The 16,351-nt window shown below is 59.4% G+C and carries 14 protein-coding genes; 2 read left to right on the plus strand and 12 right to left on the minus strand.

Going from position 1 to position 16,351, the window contains the following annotated elements; genetic code table 11:
- Window positions 1-50 precede the first annotated feature (50 nt).
- From EYC79_RS17835 to EYC79_RS17850, 4 genes are all read right to left on the minus strand, one after another.
- Window positions 51-1,079, minus strand: coding sequence for an ABC transporter ATP-binding protein (locus tag EYC79_RS17835; RefSeq protein ID WP_130978821.1), 1,029 nt, complete (start codon window positions 1,077-1,079; stop codon window positions 51-53).
- A 10-nt stretch (window positions 1,080-1,089) separates the two neighbouring features.
- Window positions 1,090-1,923, minus strand: coding sequence for a carbohydrate ABC transporter permease (locus EYC79_RS17840; protein WP_112953046.1), 834 nt, complete (start codon window positions 1,921-1,923; stop codon window positions 1,090-1,092).
- Complete coding sequence (locus EYC79_RS17845; protein WP_130978822.1) at window positions 1,920-2,888, minus strand: carbohydrate ABC transporter permease; 969 nt, start codon at window positions 2,886-2,888, stop codon at window positions 1,920-1,922. The genes EYC79_RS17840 and EYC79_RS17845 overlap by 4 nt, the downstream gene beginning before the upstream one ends.
- 63 nt (window positions 2,889-2,951) lie before the next feature.
- Window positions 2,952-4,220, minus strand: a complete 1,269-nt coding sequence (locus EYC79_RS17850) for an ABC transporter substrate-binding protein (protein ID WP_062445067.1) — start codon at window positions 4,218-4,220, stop codon at window positions 2,952-2,954.
- A 259-nt stretch (window positions 4,221-4,479) separates the two neighbouring features.
- Between EYC79_RS17850 and EYC79_RS17855 the strand changes: the two genes are divergently transcribed.
- Window positions 4,480-5,496 carry a substrate-binding domain-containing protein gene (locus tag EYC79_RS17855; RefSeq protein WP_112953474.1) on the plus strand — a complete coding sequence of 339 codons (1,017 nt, stop codon included), beginning with the start codon at window positions 4,480-4,482 and terminating at the stop codon, window positions 5,494-5,496.
- A 154-nt stretch (window positions 5,497-5,650) separates the two neighbouring features.
- On the opposite strand, the gene EYC79_RS17860 is transcribed toward EYC79_RS17855, so the two are convergent.
- The 5 genes from EYC79_RS17860 to argH form a co-directional block, all read right to left on the minus strand.
- Window positions 5,651-6,820 (minus strand): zinc-dependent alcohol dehydrogenase, encoded by a 1,170-nt coding sequence (locus EYC79_RS17860; protein WP_062444889.1) that lies wholly within the window; start codon window positions 6,818-6,820, stop codon window positions 5,651-5,653.
- A gap of 162 nt (window positions 6,821-6,982) precedes the next feature.
- On the minus strand, window positions 6,983-9,670 hold the full coding sequence (locus tag EYC79_RS17865) for a TIGR02302 family protein (protein ID WP_130978823.1): 2,688 nt from the start codon (window positions 9,668-9,670) through the stop codon (window positions 6,983-6,985).
- Window positions 9,671-9,845: 175 nt separating this feature from the next.
- A complete protein-coding gene (gene lysA / locus EYC79_RS17870) occupies window positions 9,846-11,114 on the minus strand; it encodes a diaminopimelate decarboxylase (RefSeq protein WP_062444885.1) in 1,269 nt (422 codons plus the stop codon).
- Between the two features lie 12 nt (window positions 11,115-11,126).
- Window positions 11,127-11,321, minus strand: a complete 195-nt coding sequence (gene lptM, locus EYC79_RS17875) for an LPS translocon maturation chaperone LptM (protein ID WP_062423954.1) — start codon at window positions 11,319-11,321, stop codon at window positions 11,127-11,129.
- Window positions 11,322-11,428: 107 nt separating this feature from the next.
- Window positions 11,429-12,829 (minus strand): argininosuccinate lyase, encoded by a 1,401-nt coding sequence (gene argH / locus EYC79_RS17880; RefSeq protein ID WP_130978824.1) that lies wholly within the window; start codon window positions 12,827-12,829, stop codon window positions 11,429-11,431.
- 22 nt (window positions 12,830-12,851) lie between these two features.
- Between argH and tlpA the strand changes: the two genes are divergently transcribed.
- A complete protein-coding gene (tlpA, locus tag EYC79_RS17885) occupies window positions 12,852-13,520 on the plus strand; it encodes a thiol:disulfide interchange protein TlpA (protein WP_130978825.1) in 669 nt (222 codons plus the stop codon).
- On the opposite strand, the gene EYC79_RS17890 is transcribed toward tlpA, so the two are convergent.
- The 3 genes from EYC79_RS17890 to EYC79_RS17900 form a co-directional block, all read right to left on the minus strand.
- A complete protein-coding gene (locus EYC79_RS17890) occupies window positions 13,521-14,402 on the minus strand; it encodes a 3-hydroxybutyryl-CoA dehydrogenase (RefSeq protein ID WP_130978826.1) in 882 nt (293 codons plus the stop codon).
- Window positions 14,403-14,566: 164 nt separating this feature from the next.
- Entirely contained in the window at window positions 14,567-15,496 is a 930-nt protein-coding gene (locus EYC79_RS17895) for an electron transfer flavoprotein subunit alpha/FixB family protein (RefSeq protein WP_130978827.1), read from the minus strand.
- Between the two features lie 23 nt (window positions 15,497-15,519).
- Window positions 15,520-16,266: an electron transfer flavoprotein subunit beta/FixA family protein gene (locus EYC79_RS17900; protein ID WP_062423950.1), complete on the minus strand. Its 747-nt coding sequence runs from the start codon at window positions 16,264-16,266 to the stop codon at window positions 15,520-15,522.
- Between the last annotated feature and the right edge of the window lie 85 nt (window positions 16,267-16,351).

Consider the following 16,351-nt stretch of genomic DNA (forward strand, 5'->3'; position numbering starts at 1 on the left):
GCTCCTTGATGAACCAGCGCGGGTTGTTAACGCCGGTGAAGTGAAATTGATCAGGCGGCTCCGCGTGTTTCTGCTCTTTTCAGAGCAACACCTGCCTGATCGAAACGGTGAATGTGCTCCGGCAAGGGCGAGAGCTTTAGTTTTTCGCCGGGCGCTCGGTGCGAAACACCCTCCTCGCGCACGACAAGCGGCTCGTCCGCGCCGATATCGACGTAGATGTAGCTATCGGAGCCGAGCATTTCGGAGTGAACGATTTCGCCCGTCCAGCCACCCGCTCCATCGGAAACCACGATATGCTCCGGCCGAATACCGATCGAATGGGCGCCATGGCTTTCGGCGAGATGACCACTGATGAAATTCATCTTCGGCGAGCCGATGAAGCCGGCGACGAAGGTGTTGACCGGGGTTTCGTAAAGCTCGAGTGGCGTGCCGACCTGCTCGACACGACCGTCCCGCAACACGCAAATTCTGTCTGCAAGCGTCATCGCCTCCACCTGATCGTGGGTAACGTAGATCATGGTCGTGTCATGCATGCTACGGTGGAGCTTGGCAATTTCAAGACGGGTCGCGACACGAAGGGCGGCATCCAGATTGGAGAGTGGCTCGTCGAAGAGGAAGACCTTGGGATCGCGAACGATAGCGCGTCCGATCGCCACACGCTGACGCTGGCCGCCGGAAAGCTGTTTGGGCAGACGTTCGAGATAGGGCGTCAGCTGCAGCATCTCTGCGGCCGCTTCCACGCGCTTGCGCCGCTCTTGCTTGCTGGAGCCGGCGAGCTTCATGCCGAAGGCCATGTTCTCGAAAACGGTCATGTGCGGATAGAGTGCATAGGACTGAAAGACCATGGCGACACCGCGCTTGGCGGGTGTGAGGCGATTGACCACCTCGCCCTCGAAGGACAGTTCACCGCCGGTGATTTCCTCCAGGCCGCAGATGAGACGCAGCAGCGTCGATTTCCCGCAGCCGGATGGGCCGACGAAGACCATGAATTCGCCGGAGCGGATATCCATGTCGATGCCTTTGATCACCTCGAAAGCGCCAAAGGATTTGCGCACGTTGCGCAGTTGAATGCTGGTCATGAGATTTCTCCTAGCCTTTGACGCCGCCGGCGGTGAGGCCGGAAATGATGCGTCGCTGGAAGATCAGAACGAGGATGACGAGTGGAACAGTGACGATGACGGAGGCCGCCATGATCGTTCCCCAGGGAATTTCAAACTGGGAGCTTCCCGAAAGCAGGGCGATCGCCACCGGAACCGTGCGTTGATCGTTCGATGAGGTGAAAGTGAGCGCGAAGAGGAACTCGTTCCAGGCCGCGATGAAGGCGAGAAGCCCTGTCGTGACCAGCGCCGGCCACATCAGCGGCAGGAAGACCTGCGTGATGACGACCCACGGCGAGGCACCATCGACGATCGCCGCCTCTTCGATTTCCACTGGCAGATCCCGCATGAAGGTCGTCAGAACCCAGACGGTAAAGGGCAGCGTGAAGATCATGTAGGAGAAGATCAGTGCCAGCGGCGTGTTGAACAGACCCGCCCAGCGGATCAATTCAAAGAGGCCGGCCAGCACCGCGATCTGCGGAAACATCGAAACCGAGAGGATGGTCAAAAGCAGCAGCGCGCGTCCCCTGAAGCGAACGCGGGCAAGCGCATAAGCCGCCGTTACCGCCAGAAGCAGCGAGAGAGCCACGACGCAGGTTGCCACCATCAGCGAGTTGCCGAGATTGCGCAGGAAGCTGTCATTGGCCAGCACGTCGGCATAATTGCCAAAAGAAAAGCTCTTCGGCAGATAGTTGATTTCGAAAAGAGCCGTGCCGGATTTGAAGCTGGTCAGGATGGCATAGTAGAAGGGAAAGACCGCCACCACGATGATGATGGCGACGAGCGCATAAAAGGCGGTGTTTTTCACAACCGTCGAAGCTGTCATTTTGCGCCTCCATCGGTGTTGACGCGGCCAAGCCACATATAGACGATGGTGATCGAGGCGATGATGAGAAACAGCATCGTCGAGACCGCCGCACCATAGGCGAACTTGTCGAAATCGAAGAGGTTTTCACGCGCCAACACCGACAAGGTGCGTGTCTGGGCGTTGTTGGGCGTCAGGATGTAGATGAGGTCGAAGACGCGCATCGCATCCAGCATGCGGAAGATGACCGCGACCATCAGCGCCGGACGGATCATCGGCAGTGTGACGCGCCAAAACACCTTGATCGGGTGGATGCCATCGACCTTGGCTGCCTCATACATATCCTTCGGCACCATCTGCAGACCGGCGAGAATGAGGAGCGCCATGAAGGGCGTCGTCTTCCACACATCGACGATCAGCACGGCGGTCATAGCGGTCTCAGGATTGGCCGTCCATGCGATCTTCTGGCTGATAAGGCCAAGGCTCAGCATCATGTCGTTCAAGATGCCGAACTGATCGTTCAGCATCCAGGACCACATGCGTGCCGAAACGATGGTCGGAATGGCCCAGGGAATAAGGATCGCCGCACGCACGAGGCCTCGACCCCTGAATTCGGCGTTCAGCACCAGCGCAACGATGAGACCGAGGACCGTTTCAAGCGACACGGAGACGATGGTGAATTTCACCGTGTTCCAGGCAGCGCCCCAGAAGATCGGATCTGCCAGGAGACCACGATAGACGGTGCGGCCGCTGCTGAGCGTATTCCACGAAATGTAGTTCTTGAGTCCGACGAATTGGGCGCCGGAGAGATTGGTCAGAGAGGCGTCCGTCAGGCTGAACCAGACGGTTCTGACGAGAGGCCAGCCCGCGACAAGCGCGAGCACGAGAAAGGTCGGGGCGAGGAAAAGCCAGGCAGAGCGCAGCCGCTCGGACTGCAGGTCGGAGCCGACCATCGCCGCCTGTCGATCAGGGACAGTTGTTTTCATGAGAGCTTCCACCGATTGGACGGGAGGCGAAGCGGCGAGCGATGCCGCTTCGCGTTCACAGTGTTACCAGCCACTGCCCTTGAGATCGGTCAGCTCGACTTCGAGAAGTTCGAGGTTTTCGGCAGCCGTGCCGGAACCGGAGAGCGTGTTGTGCACGGCGCCCCAAAACTTCGACGAGACCTCGTTGTACTTCACCTTGGTTGCCGCGGACGGACGCGGAACCGCCGTTTCGAAGATCGGCTTCCACTGCGGCATGAAAGGCTGCGCTGCAGCCACATCCTTGTCGTCGTAAAGCGCTGCAATGGTGGGCATGTTAGAGAGTTCCACGGCCCGCTTCTTCTGCGTTTCGGCAGAGGTCAGGAACTTGACCAGTTCGATGGCTGCATCCTGGCTCTTCGAATATTTCGAGACAGCGACGTTCCAGCCACCCAGGGTCGAAGCAGGTGCCTCACCGTCTGCGCCCGCTGGCAGCGGCGCGACGCTGAACTTGCCCTTGATGGCGCTATCGGCGCCATTGCCCAGAGCATAGGCATAGGGCCAGTTGCGCATGAAGACGGAGTTGCCCGTCTGCCAGACGCCGCGGGCCTCCTCTTCCTTGTAGGCCAATGCGCCCTGGGGCGAAATCGTGCCGATCCAGCTTTTCGCCATATCGAGAGCGGCAGCGGCCTTCTCGTTGTTGATGGTGATGTCGCCATTGGTCTCGACGATATGCCCACCGCCAGCGGACGCCACCCATTCGAGCGCGTTGCAGGTCAGACCTTCATAAGCGCTGCCCTGGAACACGAAGCCCCACATATCCTTCTGGCCGGCTGCACGTTCCTTGTCCTGAATTTCCTTGGCAGTCTCTGCCATCTCTTTCCAGGTCTTCGGCGGCTGCTTGCCGTATTTGTCGAGCAGATCCTTGCGATAGAACATCGCCGGCGCATCGGTGTACATCGGCATGGCCACAAGCTTGCCGTCCACGGTTTGCGACGCGACCACGGATGGGAAATGCTGACCGATGACATCCTTGGCCGCAGCCGTCAGATCGACGAACTGATCGGCAAGTTGTGGCGCCCAGACGATATCGGTCTGGTAGACATCCACATCCGTGTTCCCGGCTGCAAGCCAAAGGCGATACTGGCTGAACTGTTCGCTGGACGATGGCGGCATCGTCACCAGCTTCACCTTGTGGCCGCTCTGCTTTTCAAACTCGGCCAGACGCTCGCGAATGAAGTTCAGATTCTTGCCGGTGGAATTGGCTGCCATGGCGATCTCGGCAGCTTGGGCCGACGCCGCAAAAGCCAAAAGGCTGCCGCACAGCAACAAGGCCCTCTTAGAAAAGTTCGTCATCATTCTCCTCCCTATGAAACTTTGACGATATGTAAATTGAAAACGCTTTCAATTTTTCGAAGCTTACAATTCCTCTTCCGCCTGTCAATAGCGGATGAAATGGTATTTTTCCGCGTTGACACGCGCGCGAGGGCACCATTGCAGAGAAGTCTCTGAATCTAAATGCTTCATCCTCCTTATCTAATTTTAAATCGCTTTCGATTTTTGTTGCTTGAAAAATTCGCTTTGAGCTAGCATGCAGATGAAAACGGCGGACATCATGAAGCTCAAGGAATTCGCAGAACAGGTCGGCCTTTCTCCGACGACGGTCAGCCGCGCCCTTGGGGGCTATCCGGAGGTTCGCCAGGAAACCCGCGAGCGGGTGATGGAGGCTGCCCGCAGGCTCGGCTATCGCCCCAATGCCAATGCAGTTAGGCTCGTGACCGGGCGCGCGGGCGCCATCGGCGTCGTCATGGGCCGCAGTGGCGGCGGACACTTCTTCTCGGAATTCATGGGCGGCATGGCCGCGCGTCTGGAAGGCCAGGAAACCGACATTCTTGTCAGTGTTGCCATCGACAACAATCTCGATGAGGAACTGGCGATCTTCAACCGTCTGGCGGCAAGCGGCAAGGTGGATGGCATCGTCGTCCACTCGCCCCGCCCTGCGGATGAACGCGTGGCCCTGCTGAACCGGCTGGGCGTGCCCTTTATCGTGCATGGCCGGTCGAAGACGTCGTTTCCGCATGCCTGGCTCGATATCGACAATCGCGACGTCACCTACCGTCCCACCATGCATTTTCTCGAGCGCGGACACCGGCGCATTGCCCTCATCAATGGACCGAAAGGCCGAACATTCGTCAACGACCGCGAACAGGGATTTGCGGACGCGCTTTCGGAATACGGGCTTTCACCCGACCCGAAGCTGATGATGAACGAGCATTTCAGCGAGGAGACGGCCTTTCGATTCGCCCGCGCACTTCTGGAGCAACCATCGCGCCCCACTGCCTTCGTTGCGGGAGCGATGATGACGGCTCAAGGTGTCTATCGTGCCGCGACACAACTGGGTCTCGTCATCGGCAAGGACGTGTCCGTCATCGCTCATGACGATGTGTTTCCCTATCTGACGCCTGAGAGCATGCTGCCACCGCTATCCACCACCCGCTCGTCCATGCGCATGGCCGGCATGCGCGTGACCGAACTTCTCCTCCAGATTATCTCCGGCAGACCGATTCAGGAATGCCAGGAACTGTGGCCGGTGGAGTTGATCCTGCGTCAGTCCACCGGCTCAGCGTCCTGAAAGACAATGGCAAAGCTCCTCTAGCTTTGCTGGGCTCAGCCATCTGTCGATGCTGTTTCGCCAGCGTCCAACCGATGACGATGTCCCGTCGTTCCTCACCATCGCATGGAGCGCGAACCCCTTCTCCGATTGTGGTCCAGACTCATCGCATTCCTTACGGCTTGATGACGACTTTGATGCAGCCATCGTCCTTGTTCTTGAAGGTCTCGTATAGGCCGGGCCCTTCCTCCAGTGTCGCGCGATGGGTGATGACGAAGGATGGATCGATCTCGCCTTTCAGCACGCGGTCCATCAACATCGGCAGGTAGCGCTGGACGGGCGTCTGCGCCATGCGAAAGGTCAAGCCGCGATTGATGGCAGAGCCCATCGGAATCTTATCGAGAAACCCACCATAGACGCCGACGATGGAAACAGTGCCGAAGTTGCGGCAGCAGTGAATGGCCTGACGCAGCACATGCGGCCGATCGGTCCCCATAAAGGTTGCGACCTTGATCCGGTCGATGCGGGAGTCCCAGCTGGCTGCAGGGTCTGCCTCTGTCCCGACAGCATCGATGCAGGCATCCGCGCCACGCCCGCCGGTCAGTTGCATGATCTCGTCATAGATATCGGTTTCCAGATAGTTCAGCGTCAGCGCACCGGAAGCCGCCGCAAGCGCGAGGCGCTCCGCCACACTGTCGACGGCAATCACGCGGGCAGCACCCAGCATGTAAGCAGAGCGGATCGCCATCTGACCGACCGGTCCACAGCCCCATATGGCAACCGTCTCGCCGGGTTGGATATTGCAGAATTCCGCCGCCATGTATCCTGTCGGGAAAATGTCGGACAGAAAGAGAGCCTGCTCATCGGTCAAGCCGTCGGGCACCTTGATTGGCCCCACATCTGCATAGGGGACCCGAAGATATTCCGCCTGACCGCCGCTATAGCCGCCAAGCATATGCGTATAGCCGAAAAGACCGGCGGGAGAATTGCCCCACATCTTCTTCGCTTTCTCCTTGTCGGGATTACTGTTCTCGCAACCGGAAAAGAAGCCGCGCTGACAAAAGAAGCAATGCCCGCAGGAAATGGTGAACGGCACAACCACCCGGTCACCGACCTGCAGCTTGCTGTTTCCTTTGCCCACTTCAACGACCTCACCCATGGCCTCATGGCCCATAACATCGCCGGAATGCATGTCAGGCACGGAGCCTTGATAAAGATGAAGATCGGAGCCGCAGATCGCGCAAGCGGTTACTTTGATGATGGCATCCCGATCATCTTCGATGATGGGGTCGGGCACGGTTTCGCATCGAATATCGTGTTTGCCGTGCCAGGTCAGCGCCTTCATAACATTCTCCTCTGGTTCGCTTGGTGTAGCGCTTCTTCGAACCAGAGCTTTTTAAGATTGTTCCTGACAGTGCGTCAGCCGGCAGCAATCAAGCCACTCGAAAAGACCAAGGCGCAACGACATATCGCGGCCTTGCTGTGGGGGATAACCCGTCCGTGAAGGTTACTGGATATCCAGCAGACGTTCCAGATAGCGGCGTTCCACATCCGCAGGCGGATTGTTACCGAGCTTTTCGCGGATTGCTTCGAGAATCTCACGTGCGCGCTGCACGTCGATTTCATCTGGTACCCGAACCTGTGAATCACCGAAATCCGGGCCGGAATTGGCGCGGGGACGGCCAAGCGGATCGCGGCCGTTCTGGTCGCCCTGCCCCATCATGCCCTGCTGACCCTGGCCAGGCTGCTGCCCCTGCTGGCGCATGGCCTGCATGATCTGGCCCATCATATCCTGCGCGCCCTGGCGCAGCGCATTCAGCGCATTGCCCTGACCTTCGACAGCCCGTTCGCCACGGCCCTGCCCCAGCGCTTCACCGGCGCCCTTCATTTCCTGCTCGGCCTTGCCGAAATTCTGACCTGGCTCCATGCCGAGATCGCGGAGGCCCTTTTGCAGGTCACCGAGCTGCTTGCCCAGTCCCTCCTGCTGCTGGCGCAGGTTCTTCAACGCCTCGCGAAGTTGCTGGGCGGTCATCTGATCGGGGTTTTGCCCCTGTCCATTCTGGGGCTGGCCATTCTGCTGCTCGCCGTTCTGGCCTTGCTGATCTTGCGGCTGCTGGCCGTTCTCGCCCATCTGCTGCTCGCCGCCCTCTTCGCCCTGCTGAGGATCGCCGCGCTGCATACGGTCGCGCAGCGCCTGGTCGAGCTTGAAGGTCTCGTCCATCAGCTTCTGTTGCTGCTGCATGATCTCGCCCAGCTTGTCGATCTGCTGTCGCAACTGGCTATTTTCCTGTTGCTGTTGGCCCTGCTGGCCGCGCTGCGGGCGGCCAGCCTGCAGGTTGTTCATCATCCGCTGCATCTGCGACAGCATTTCCTGCGCGGCATCGCGGTTGCCGGAACGAGCTAGGTTCTCGATCTGGTTCATCATGTTTTCCAGATCGCGCTGACGCAGCACGTTCTGCGCCTGCTGGTTCATATTGCCCTGTGGTGCATTTTGCATGCGCTGCGCGAGTTCCTTCATGAAGTCGTTCATCGCCTCGCGAAGCTCCTGCATCAGCTTGGCTATCTCCTCATCCGGTGCCTTGCGTTCCAGTGCCTGCGACAGGGCATCCTGCGCATCGCGCAAGCGCTTTTCCGCCTGCGACAGATCACCGTCTTCGATACCCAAAGCGATTTCCCAGAGATAGTCCGCCGTATTCTTCAGCATCTCCTCATTATAGGCGAGCTTCATGCGCGCCTGCGCCGATTGCAGCAGGAGGTAGTGCGTCTTGTTGGGGATGGTCTCTTCCGGACGCAGACTGACCGCCTCATTATAGGCGATCGCCTTTGGTATCTGGCGTGTATCGAGTGAGAAAATCTGCCGCTGTTCTGCGACCGAGGCCGCGAGTGGCTCGGAGAAATTGCGCCCCGGAAGGATCATTTCCTGCGGAGGGCTCTTGCCCGTCTGACCTGCGCCATCGGTTGCGACCAGCGTAATGCGGACGCGTTTTCCCGCCATCGGATGTTCGGTGAGATTGCGGCTCGTCACGCCCTTCATGTCACGCGGATTCTGGCGCGGAAGATCGAGCTTGTATTCCGGCGGCGGATAAAGCGGCGTGGCGTCAGCCTGAACATCGAGAGGCTCGATGACGGCATGGGCTTCACGCACGCCATAATCGTCCTTGGCGGTGAAGCCGATCTCCAGCGCACCATTGGCCGCACGGCGCGGCAGATTGTCAAAAGCGATGACCGGCGGCTTGTCCGGAATGATGTTGAAGAACCAGGACTGGCCGTTCGCCTCGATCGTGCCGCTCTCCTTGAACTCCATCGTAAAGGTGCGCGGCGCAACTGCGGTCTGGCCCTCGGGGCTTGGCTGGGCAGGCGCAACAGCGACGTTCGCCTTTTCCTGTGCGCCTTCCGGCGCAAGCTTTTGCAACTCGCCGGCCGCGTCAGGCTCGAAGGTGACCTCCTCCTGGCCTACACCACCCGTCATGCGGATCGTCAGCTTGGAGGATTGCGGAACGGAGACCGCGTCCTCGCGATCGGCATTCTGGCTGGTGAGAAAAATGGGCGCCCGACCGGTATAGGATGGCGGCGTCACCCAGGCATCGAGACGGATATCCGGGTTCAGCGGCCCGGAGGCCGGACGGCTGCGAAATGCATCGGCAATGCTGCCTGCACCGTTCGAATAGGAGAAGCCGAACGCAGCAACGAGAAGCAGTGCCGGGATAGCACGGAGCGCCATCCGGTCGTGGCGGGCGATATCCGGCCGCGGCAAACCTGCATCGAGCGCGGCGATCCGCTCGGCCATGCGCGTCTGGTGCTCTTTCCACAGAGCGCGCGCAATGGGAGTGTCGAAAGCGGGCTCGTCTTCCTGCACGCCGACCGGCTGGTGGGGAAGACCATTACGCTCTTCAAGCAGGCGCGAGGCTTCTTCCTTCGAGGGCCAGCGCAGACGTGCAATCGGCAGAAGCGCGCTGAGGAATGTAAAGACGACAATAAAAACGACAGCCCAGCGCAAAAGGTCAGGCATCTGCCGGAACAGGCCGAACCAACCAAGCGAGAGAAACACCGCGGCGACCGAGAGCGGCAGAAGCGTCTTCGGCGCAAGGCGCTCGGCAAACAGAACGAGTTTCGCAAAGAACCGTTTGGCCGCCACGCGCCGTGCCAGCTCAGGTCTCTTGTCGAAAGCGCCTTTTCCGCCTTGCCTGGTGGTCATCAATCCGTTCTCCCGGTCTGGCCACACGATCTCGCCGCCAGTCCCGCCAATGACGCAGCCGCGAAATCTTTCAGTGCAACAGCGTGCAGGATAGCATTGTTTGTGGCGAAGACGAGGGCAAGCCAGCGCTTGCTCTGCTTTTTTCGTCCAGTTCGCCTAATCGTGATAGACGCTCTCAGTCCAGCCAGGCCGGCACGGAGTCGAGCGCGATCAGTTCTTCATAGGTGCCGCGCGGGCGAATGACATGGAACTGGTCTCCACTGACCAGCACCTCCGGCACCAGAAGCCGCGAGTTGTAAGTCCCGGCCTGCACCGCGCCATAGGCACCGGCAGAGCTAACGGCAATGAGATCACCGGGCTCAGGTTCCGCCATCTCGCGATCAAGCGCCAGATAATCGCCCGTCTCGCAGACCGGTCCCACCACATCCGCCTTGATGCGCGGCGCATCTGCGGACGGCTGCACGACGGGGCGGATGCCGTGATAGGCTTCATACAGCGTCGGACGGATGAGGTCGTTCATCGCCGCATCTACGATGACGAATGACTTCTCCCCGCCATCCTTCACGTAGAGGACTTCGGTGACAAGGATGCCAGCATTGCCGACGATGAGGCGGCCTGGCTCGGTGACGATCTTGCAGTTGAGGCTCTTCAGCTCGTTCTTGACGATATGCGCATAGGCATCCGGCAGGGGTGGCGGATTGTTGTCGTCCTTATAGGGAATGCCCAAGCCCCCACCGATGTCCACATGGCTGATCGTGTGACCATCACCGCGCAACGACTCCACCAACTCGCGCAGCAGTCGGAACGCATCTTCGAAAGGCTGCAGCTCGGTAATCTGGCTGCCGATATGCATGTCGATGCCGCTGACATCGATGCCGGGAAGTGTCGCTGCATGGGCATAGACGGCCCGCGCCCGCTGATAGGAAATCCCGAACTTGTTTTCCTTCTTGCCGGTCGAAATCTTGGCGTGCGTCTTTGCATCCACATCCGGGTTGATGCGGAAGGAGACATGCGCCTTCTTACCCGCCTTCACTGCGCGCAGATTGAGAACCTCGAGTTCCGGCTCCGACTCCACGTTGAAGCAATAGATGCCGGCCTCCAGCGCCAGATCCATTTCGGCCGGTGTCTTGCCAACGCCGGAAAACATGATGCGGCTTGCCGGCACGCCGGCGGCCAGCGCACGACGAAGCTCACCGCCTGATACGACGTCGATCCCCGCGCCAAGTTTTGCCAGCGTCTTCAGCACGGCCTGGTTGGAGTTCGCCTTCATGGCATAGCAGACCATCGCATCCACATCGCTGAAGGCCTCGGAAAAGACCTTGTAGTGACGCTCGAGCGTCGCCGTCGAATAGACGTAGAAGGGCGTTCCAACAGCCTTGGCGATTTCGGGCACGGGAACGTTTTCGGCGTGCAGCACGCCGTCGATGTAATGAAAATGGTTCACGGCTGTAATCCGTTACAGAAGCTTGTCGAGGATGAAGGGGCGTTCCGGCGTCGTTTCCACCTTGCCGTTTGTGCGCTGGTTGCGCTGCTCGACCGGCGTGCTCGGCGCATCGAGATCGCCCTTGCGGCCACAGCTGGAGAGAGCAAGACCTGCAGCGAGCGCCACGCTGACCGGAATGATGATACTGCGAGAGGTTTTAAGGAGCATGGACCCGTCCAAAGGAAATCTTTGCATCTCTGATAACGAAAAACAGGGAGCTTGTGCACCCTGTTTCTTGTGATGGTGGCGTAACGCCAGATTGATCGGTTGCTCGATCAGTTGCGACCGCGCCACCAGGCGATCTGCTTGCGCACCTCAGACGGCGCCGTACCGCCGAAGCTGGTGCGGCTTGCGACCGACGCCTCGACGGACAGCACGTCGAAGACGCTGGCGGTGATCGCCGAATTGATTGCCTGCAATTCCTCAAGCGAAAGATCGGCGAGATCGCAGCCCTTCTTTTCCGCAAGCGCCACCGCATGTCCGGTCGCGTGATGCGCATCGCGGAATGGCAGACCGGCTTCACGCACCAGCCAGTCGGCAAGATCCGTCGCGGTCGAGTAACCGGAACCGGCAGCGGCGCGCATGCGATCGGCGCGCACTTCCAGATCGCGGATCATGCCAGTCATGGCGGCAATCGCAAGCTCCAGGCTCTCCGCCGCATCGAAGACCTGTTCCTTGTCTTCCTGCATATCCTTGGAATAGGCGAGCGGCAGACCCTTCATCACGGTGAGAAGCGCGACCAGCGAGCCGTTGATGCGGCCGGTCTTGGCGCGCACCAGTTCCGCGGCATCAGGGTTCTTCTTCTGCGGCATGATGGAGGAGCCGGTGGAGAAAGCATCCGACAGGCGAATGAAGCCGAATTGCGGTGTCGACCAGATGACGATCTCTTCCGCCAGGCGCGAAAGATGCGTGGCGCAGATGGAGGCAATCGAGAGGAACTCCAGCGCGAAGTCACGATCCGACACCGTATCGATGGAATTGCGCGTCGGCTCGCGGAATCCGAGCGCATTCGCCGTCATATGGCGGTCGATCGGGTAGCCGGTTCCGGCAAGCGCCGCAGCGCCGATCGGGCTTTCATCCAGATGCTCGATGGCGTGGCGAACGCGGGCACGGTCGCGGCCAAACATTTCGACATAGGCCATGCAGTGATGACCGAAGGTGACGGGCTGTGCCGTCTGCAGGTGTGTAAAGCCCGGCATCACCGTATCGGCATGCTGCTCGGCGCGGTCGAGGAAGGCTGCGATCAAAGCGCTCAACATGGCTTCGGTCTTCTGCAGTTCTTCCTTGACCCAGAGGCGGAAATCGAGTGCCACCTGGTCGTTGCGCGAACGCGCCGTGTGCAAGCGTCCAGCGGCCGGGCCGATGAGGTTTGCGAGACGCGCCTCGATGTTCATGTGAATGTCTTCGAGCTTGCGCGAAAACTCGAAGGTCCCTGCCTCGATTTCTGACAGGATCGTGTTCAGACCCCCGATGATCTTGTCTTTATCTTCGGCCGAAATAATGCCTTTTGCAGCAAGCATGGTGGCGTGGGCGATGGAGCCCCGGATATCCTGGGCGTAAAGCTTCTTGTCGAAGCCGATGGAGGCATTTATCTCTTCCATGATGGCTGAGGGACCGGAAGCAAAGCGTCCGCCCCACATCTGGTTGGAGGATTTTTGTTCTGCGCCGTCAGCCATTGTGCATGCCCTGGAGTATTCGATGACAGAAAAAAGACCTTTCAGACTTCCTTCCGTCAGACTTGTTGCAATTGCCGCCATCGCCGGCATTGTCTGCGGCGGGGGAGTGGTGTTGTTCAGGCATATTGGGTCTGAAGGACAGGTTCAAGGGGCAGCGGTGGCGGATGCGGCTTTATGTGAGGGTGCTGCCAAGCGCATCGCCGGCATCGAGCCCCTGCTGAAAGGCCAGATCGCGGCGATGTCGCCGACCGATAAGCCCCGTGTCATTCCGCTCTCCTTCAAATCGGCCGAAGGCACGGCGATGACGCAAGCGGATCTCAAAGGCAAAACCGTTCTTCTGAATCTCTGGGCCACATGGTGTGTCCCCTGCCGCGAGGAGATGCCCGCTCTCAACGCTTTGGAGAAGGAAAAAGGCAGCGACGCATTTGAAGTCGTGACCATCAATATCGACAATGGCGAGGACGAGAAGCCGAAAGTCTTCATGAGCGAATACAAGATCGATTCGCTGAAGCTTTACCGCGATAGCTCCATGGGCGTCTTCAATGCCTTGAAAAAGGAAGGCCTTGCCTTCGGCCTGCCGGCGACGCTGCTTCTGGATGACAAGGGCTGCCTGCTCGCTTCCATGAACGGCCCGGCCGCCTGGGACAGCCCCGACGCCAAGGCGCTGGTAACGGCAGCAACCTCCCCCTGATCAGCGTGTCGGGACCGGGATCTCGCCCCGGTAATCGTAAAAGCCGCGGCCGGATTTGCGGCCAAGCCAGCCGGCTTCGACATATTTGACCAGCAACGGGCATGGGCGATACTTGCTGTCGGCCAAGCCATCATGCAGAACCTGCATGATCGAAAGACAAGTGTCGAGACCGATGAAGTCGGCAAGCTGCAGTGGACCCATGGGGTGGTTTGCACCAAGCTTCATGGCCGTATCGATGGCTTCCACCGTGCCAACGCCTTCATAAAGCGTATAGATCGCCTCGTTGATCATCGGCAGAAGAATTCGGTTGACGATGAAGGCCGGGAAATCTTCCGCAACGGTAATCGCCTTATCCAGCGAGCGGACATAATCCTTGGCCGTCTCGAAGGTCTTTTCGCCGGTGGCAATACCGCGCACCAGTTCGACGAGCTTCATCACCGGTACCGGGTTCATGAAGTGAATGCCCATGAACTGTTCGGGGCGGTCGGTCGCAGATGCCAGGCGGGTAATGGACAGGGACGAGGTGTTGGTGGCAAGCAGGGCTTCACGTTTCAGCACCGGGCAGACCTGAGCGTAGATCTTGCGCTTGACCTCTTCGTTCTCGGTAGCGGCCTCGATGACGAGATCCATTGCCGCCAGATCGTTCAGATCGGAAGACCCGCCGATCAGGCCAAGCGCGGACTTGCGCGCATCGTCTTCAAGCTTGCCGTTGGAGACTTGTCTCGCCAGATTGCCGTTGATGGTGGCCAGCCCCGCCTCGATGCGATCCTTGGAGACATCGTAGATATGCACCTTGTAGCCTGCCAGAGCAGACACATGCGCGATGCCGCAGCCCATCTGACCGGCTCCGATAACACCGATGTTCTTGATTGGGGCTGTCATGCGTCTATCTCCTGTCGGGTTGGTCTCAGCGCTCATGGCGTCGAAGCGCGTCTTGGTCTTTCAGACTGACCCGGTCGCGCTTCAGATCTTCGTTGTTGCGCATATTGCCACAAAACGAAAGCGGCGCGTCGGTAAAAACGCGCCGCTTCCCATCATTGCGGTTATCAGATTGCTTTTTCAAGCTCTGGAAGGGCTTCGAAGAGGTCTGCGACCAGACCGTAATCGGCAACCTGGAAGATTGGTGCCTCTTCGTCCTTGTTGATGGCGACGATGACCTTAGAGTCTTTCATACCCGCCAGATGCTGGATGGCACCGGAGATGCCGCAGGCGATGTAAAGCTGCGGAGCGACCACCTTGCCTGTCTGGCCAACCTGCCAGTCGTTCGGCGCATAACCGGCATCGACGGCAGCGCGCGATGCGCCGACGGCGGCACCAAGCTTGTCGGCAACCGGCAGGATGACTTCCTTGAACTTCTCCGAAGAACCGAGCGCACGACCGCCCGAGATGATGATCTTGGCAGAGGTGAGTTCCGGACGGTCGGACGAAGCAAGCGCGTCCGAAACGAAGGAGGAAACGCCGGGGTTCTCGGCAGCCGAGACGGATTCGACGGAGGCAGAACCGCCAGCCTGAGCCGGAGCAAAGGACGCGGTACGAACGGTGATGACCTTCTTGGCGTCGGTCGACTGAACCGTCTGGATAGCGTTGCCGGCATAGATCGGACGCTTGAAAGTATCGGAGGACACGACGTCCGTGATTTCGGAAATCTGCGCCACATCGAGAAGCGCTGCCACGCGGGGCAGCACATTCTTGGCCGAGGCCGTCGCGGGGGCGATGATCACACCATAGGACGCAGCCAGCGAAACGATCAGTGCAGCCAGCGGCTCGGCCAACTGGTTGGCGTAGGATGCGTCGTCGGCAAGCAGCACCTTGGAAACGCCGGAAAGCTTCGCAGCTTCATCGGCTGCCGCTTTGGCGCCCGAGCCGGCGACCAGCACATGCACGTCACCACCAATTTGCGTTGCCGCCGTCAGCGTCTTTGCCGTCTGGTCGGAAAGGGTTGCAGTGTCGTGTTCTGCCAGAAGAAGAATGGCCATGGTTTATCTCCCTTTCACTTTCCTTAAAGGACGCCGTCGGCTTTAAGCTTGGACACCAGCTCAGAGACGGATCCAACCTTGACGCCTGCCTTGCGGCCAGCGGGCTCTTCGGTCTTCAAAACCTTGAGGCGCGGAGCGATATCGACGCCGAAATCGGCGGGCGACTTCTTGTCGAGCGGCTTCTTCTTGGCCTTCATGATGTTCGGCAGCGACGCATAACGCGGCTCGTTAAGGCGAAGGTCTGTGGTGACGACGGCCGGCAGCTTCAACTCGACAGTCTGCAGACCACCATCCACTTCGCGGGTCACAGCAACCTTGCCATCGGACGGCTCAACCTTGGAAGCAAATGTGCCCTGGCCCCAGCCCAGGAGCGCTGCCAGCATCTGGCCGGTCTGGTTGGAATCGTCGTCGATCGCCTGCTTGCCGACAATGACGAGACCTGGATTTTCCGCCTCGACGACGCCCTTCAAAAGCTTGGCAACAGCGAGCGGCTCAACGGTCTCGTCGGTCTCGATGAGGATGGCGCGGTCGGCACCCATAGCGAGTGCGGTACGCAGCGTCTCTTCAGCCTTTGCAGGGCCGATGGACACGACGATCACTTCCTCGGCCTTGCCAGCCTCTTTCAGCCGCAGGGCTTCCTCGACGGAGATTTCGTCGAAAGGGTTCATCGACATCTTGACGTTGGCAAGCTCTACACCGGAGCCATCCGCCTTGACGCGGATCTTCACGTTGTAGTCCACCACACGCTTCACTGGGACAAGAATCTTCATCGGCAGCCTTCTTTCAACTCCTGACCGTAAGCGCGTAGGCAAACGGTCCTCCTGACAATCAAGTTGAGCCATGGATACGCATTTT

The sequence above is a fragment of the Agrobacterium cavarae genome (genome assembly GCF_004310285.1).
Lineage (GTDB): Bacteria > Pseudomonadota > Alphaproteobacteria > Rhizobiales > Rhizobiaceae > Agrobacterium > Agrobacterium cavarae.

What these genes read in the sequence shown, in the direction of transcription:
- EYC79_RS17835 (WP_130978821.1), bottom strand. Translation starts at nt 1,079, where the DNA reads ATGACCAGCATTCAACTGCGCAACGTGCGCAAATCCTTTGGCGCTTTC.
- EYC79_RS17840 (WP_112953046.1), bottom strand. Translation starts at nt 1,923, where the DNA reads ATGACAGCTTCGACGGTTGTGAAAAACACCGCCTTTTATGCGCTCGTC.
- EYC79_RS17845 (WP_130978822.1), bottom strand. Translation starts at nt 2,888, where the DNA reads ATGAAAACAACTGTCCCTGATCGACAGGCGGCGATGGTCGGCTCCGAC.
- EYC79_RS17850 (WP_062445067.1), bottom strand. Translation starts at nt 4,220, where the DNA reads ATGACGAACTTTTCTAAGAGGGCCTTGTTGCTGTGCGGCAGCCTTTTG.
- EYC79_RS17855 (WP_112953474.1), top strand. Translation starts at nt 4,480, where the DNA reads ATGAAGCTCAAGGAATTCGCAGAACAGGTCGGCCTTTCTCCGACGACG.
- EYC79_RS17860 (WP_062444889.1), bottom strand. Translation starts at nt 6,820, where the DNA reads ATGAAGGCGCTGACCTGGCACGGCAAACACGATATTCGATGCGAAACC.
- EYC79_RS17865 (WP_130978823.1), bottom strand. Translation starts at nt 9,670, where the DNA reads ATGACCACCAGGCAAGGCGGAAAAGGCGCTTTCGACAAGAGACCTGAG.
- lptM (WP_062423954.1), bottom strand. Translation starts at nt 11,321, where the DNA reads ATGCTCCTTAAAACCTCTCGCAGTATCATCATTCCGGTCAGCGTGGCG.
- argH (WP_130978824.1), bottom strand. Translation starts at nt 12,829, where the DNA reads ATGGCTGACGGCGCAGAACAAAAATCCTCCAACCAGATGTGGGGCGGA.
- tlpA (WP_130978825.1), top strand. Translation starts at nt 12,852, where the DNA reads ATGACAGAAAAAAGACCTTTCAGACTTCCTTCCGTCAGACTTGTTGCA.
- EYC79_RS17890 (WP_130978826.1), bottom strand. Translation starts at nt 14,402, where the DNA reads ATGACAGCCCCAATCAAGAACATCGGTGTTATCGGAGCCGGTCAGATG.
- EYC79_RS17895 (WP_130978827.1), bottom strand. Translation starts at nt 15,496, where the DNA reads ATGGCCATTCTTCTTCTGGCAGAACACGACACTGCAACCCTTTCCGAC.
- EYC79_RS17900 (WP_062423950.1), bottom strand. Translation starts at nt 16,266, where the DNA reads ATGAAGATTCTTGTCCCAGTGAAGCGTGTGGTGGACTACAACGTGAAG.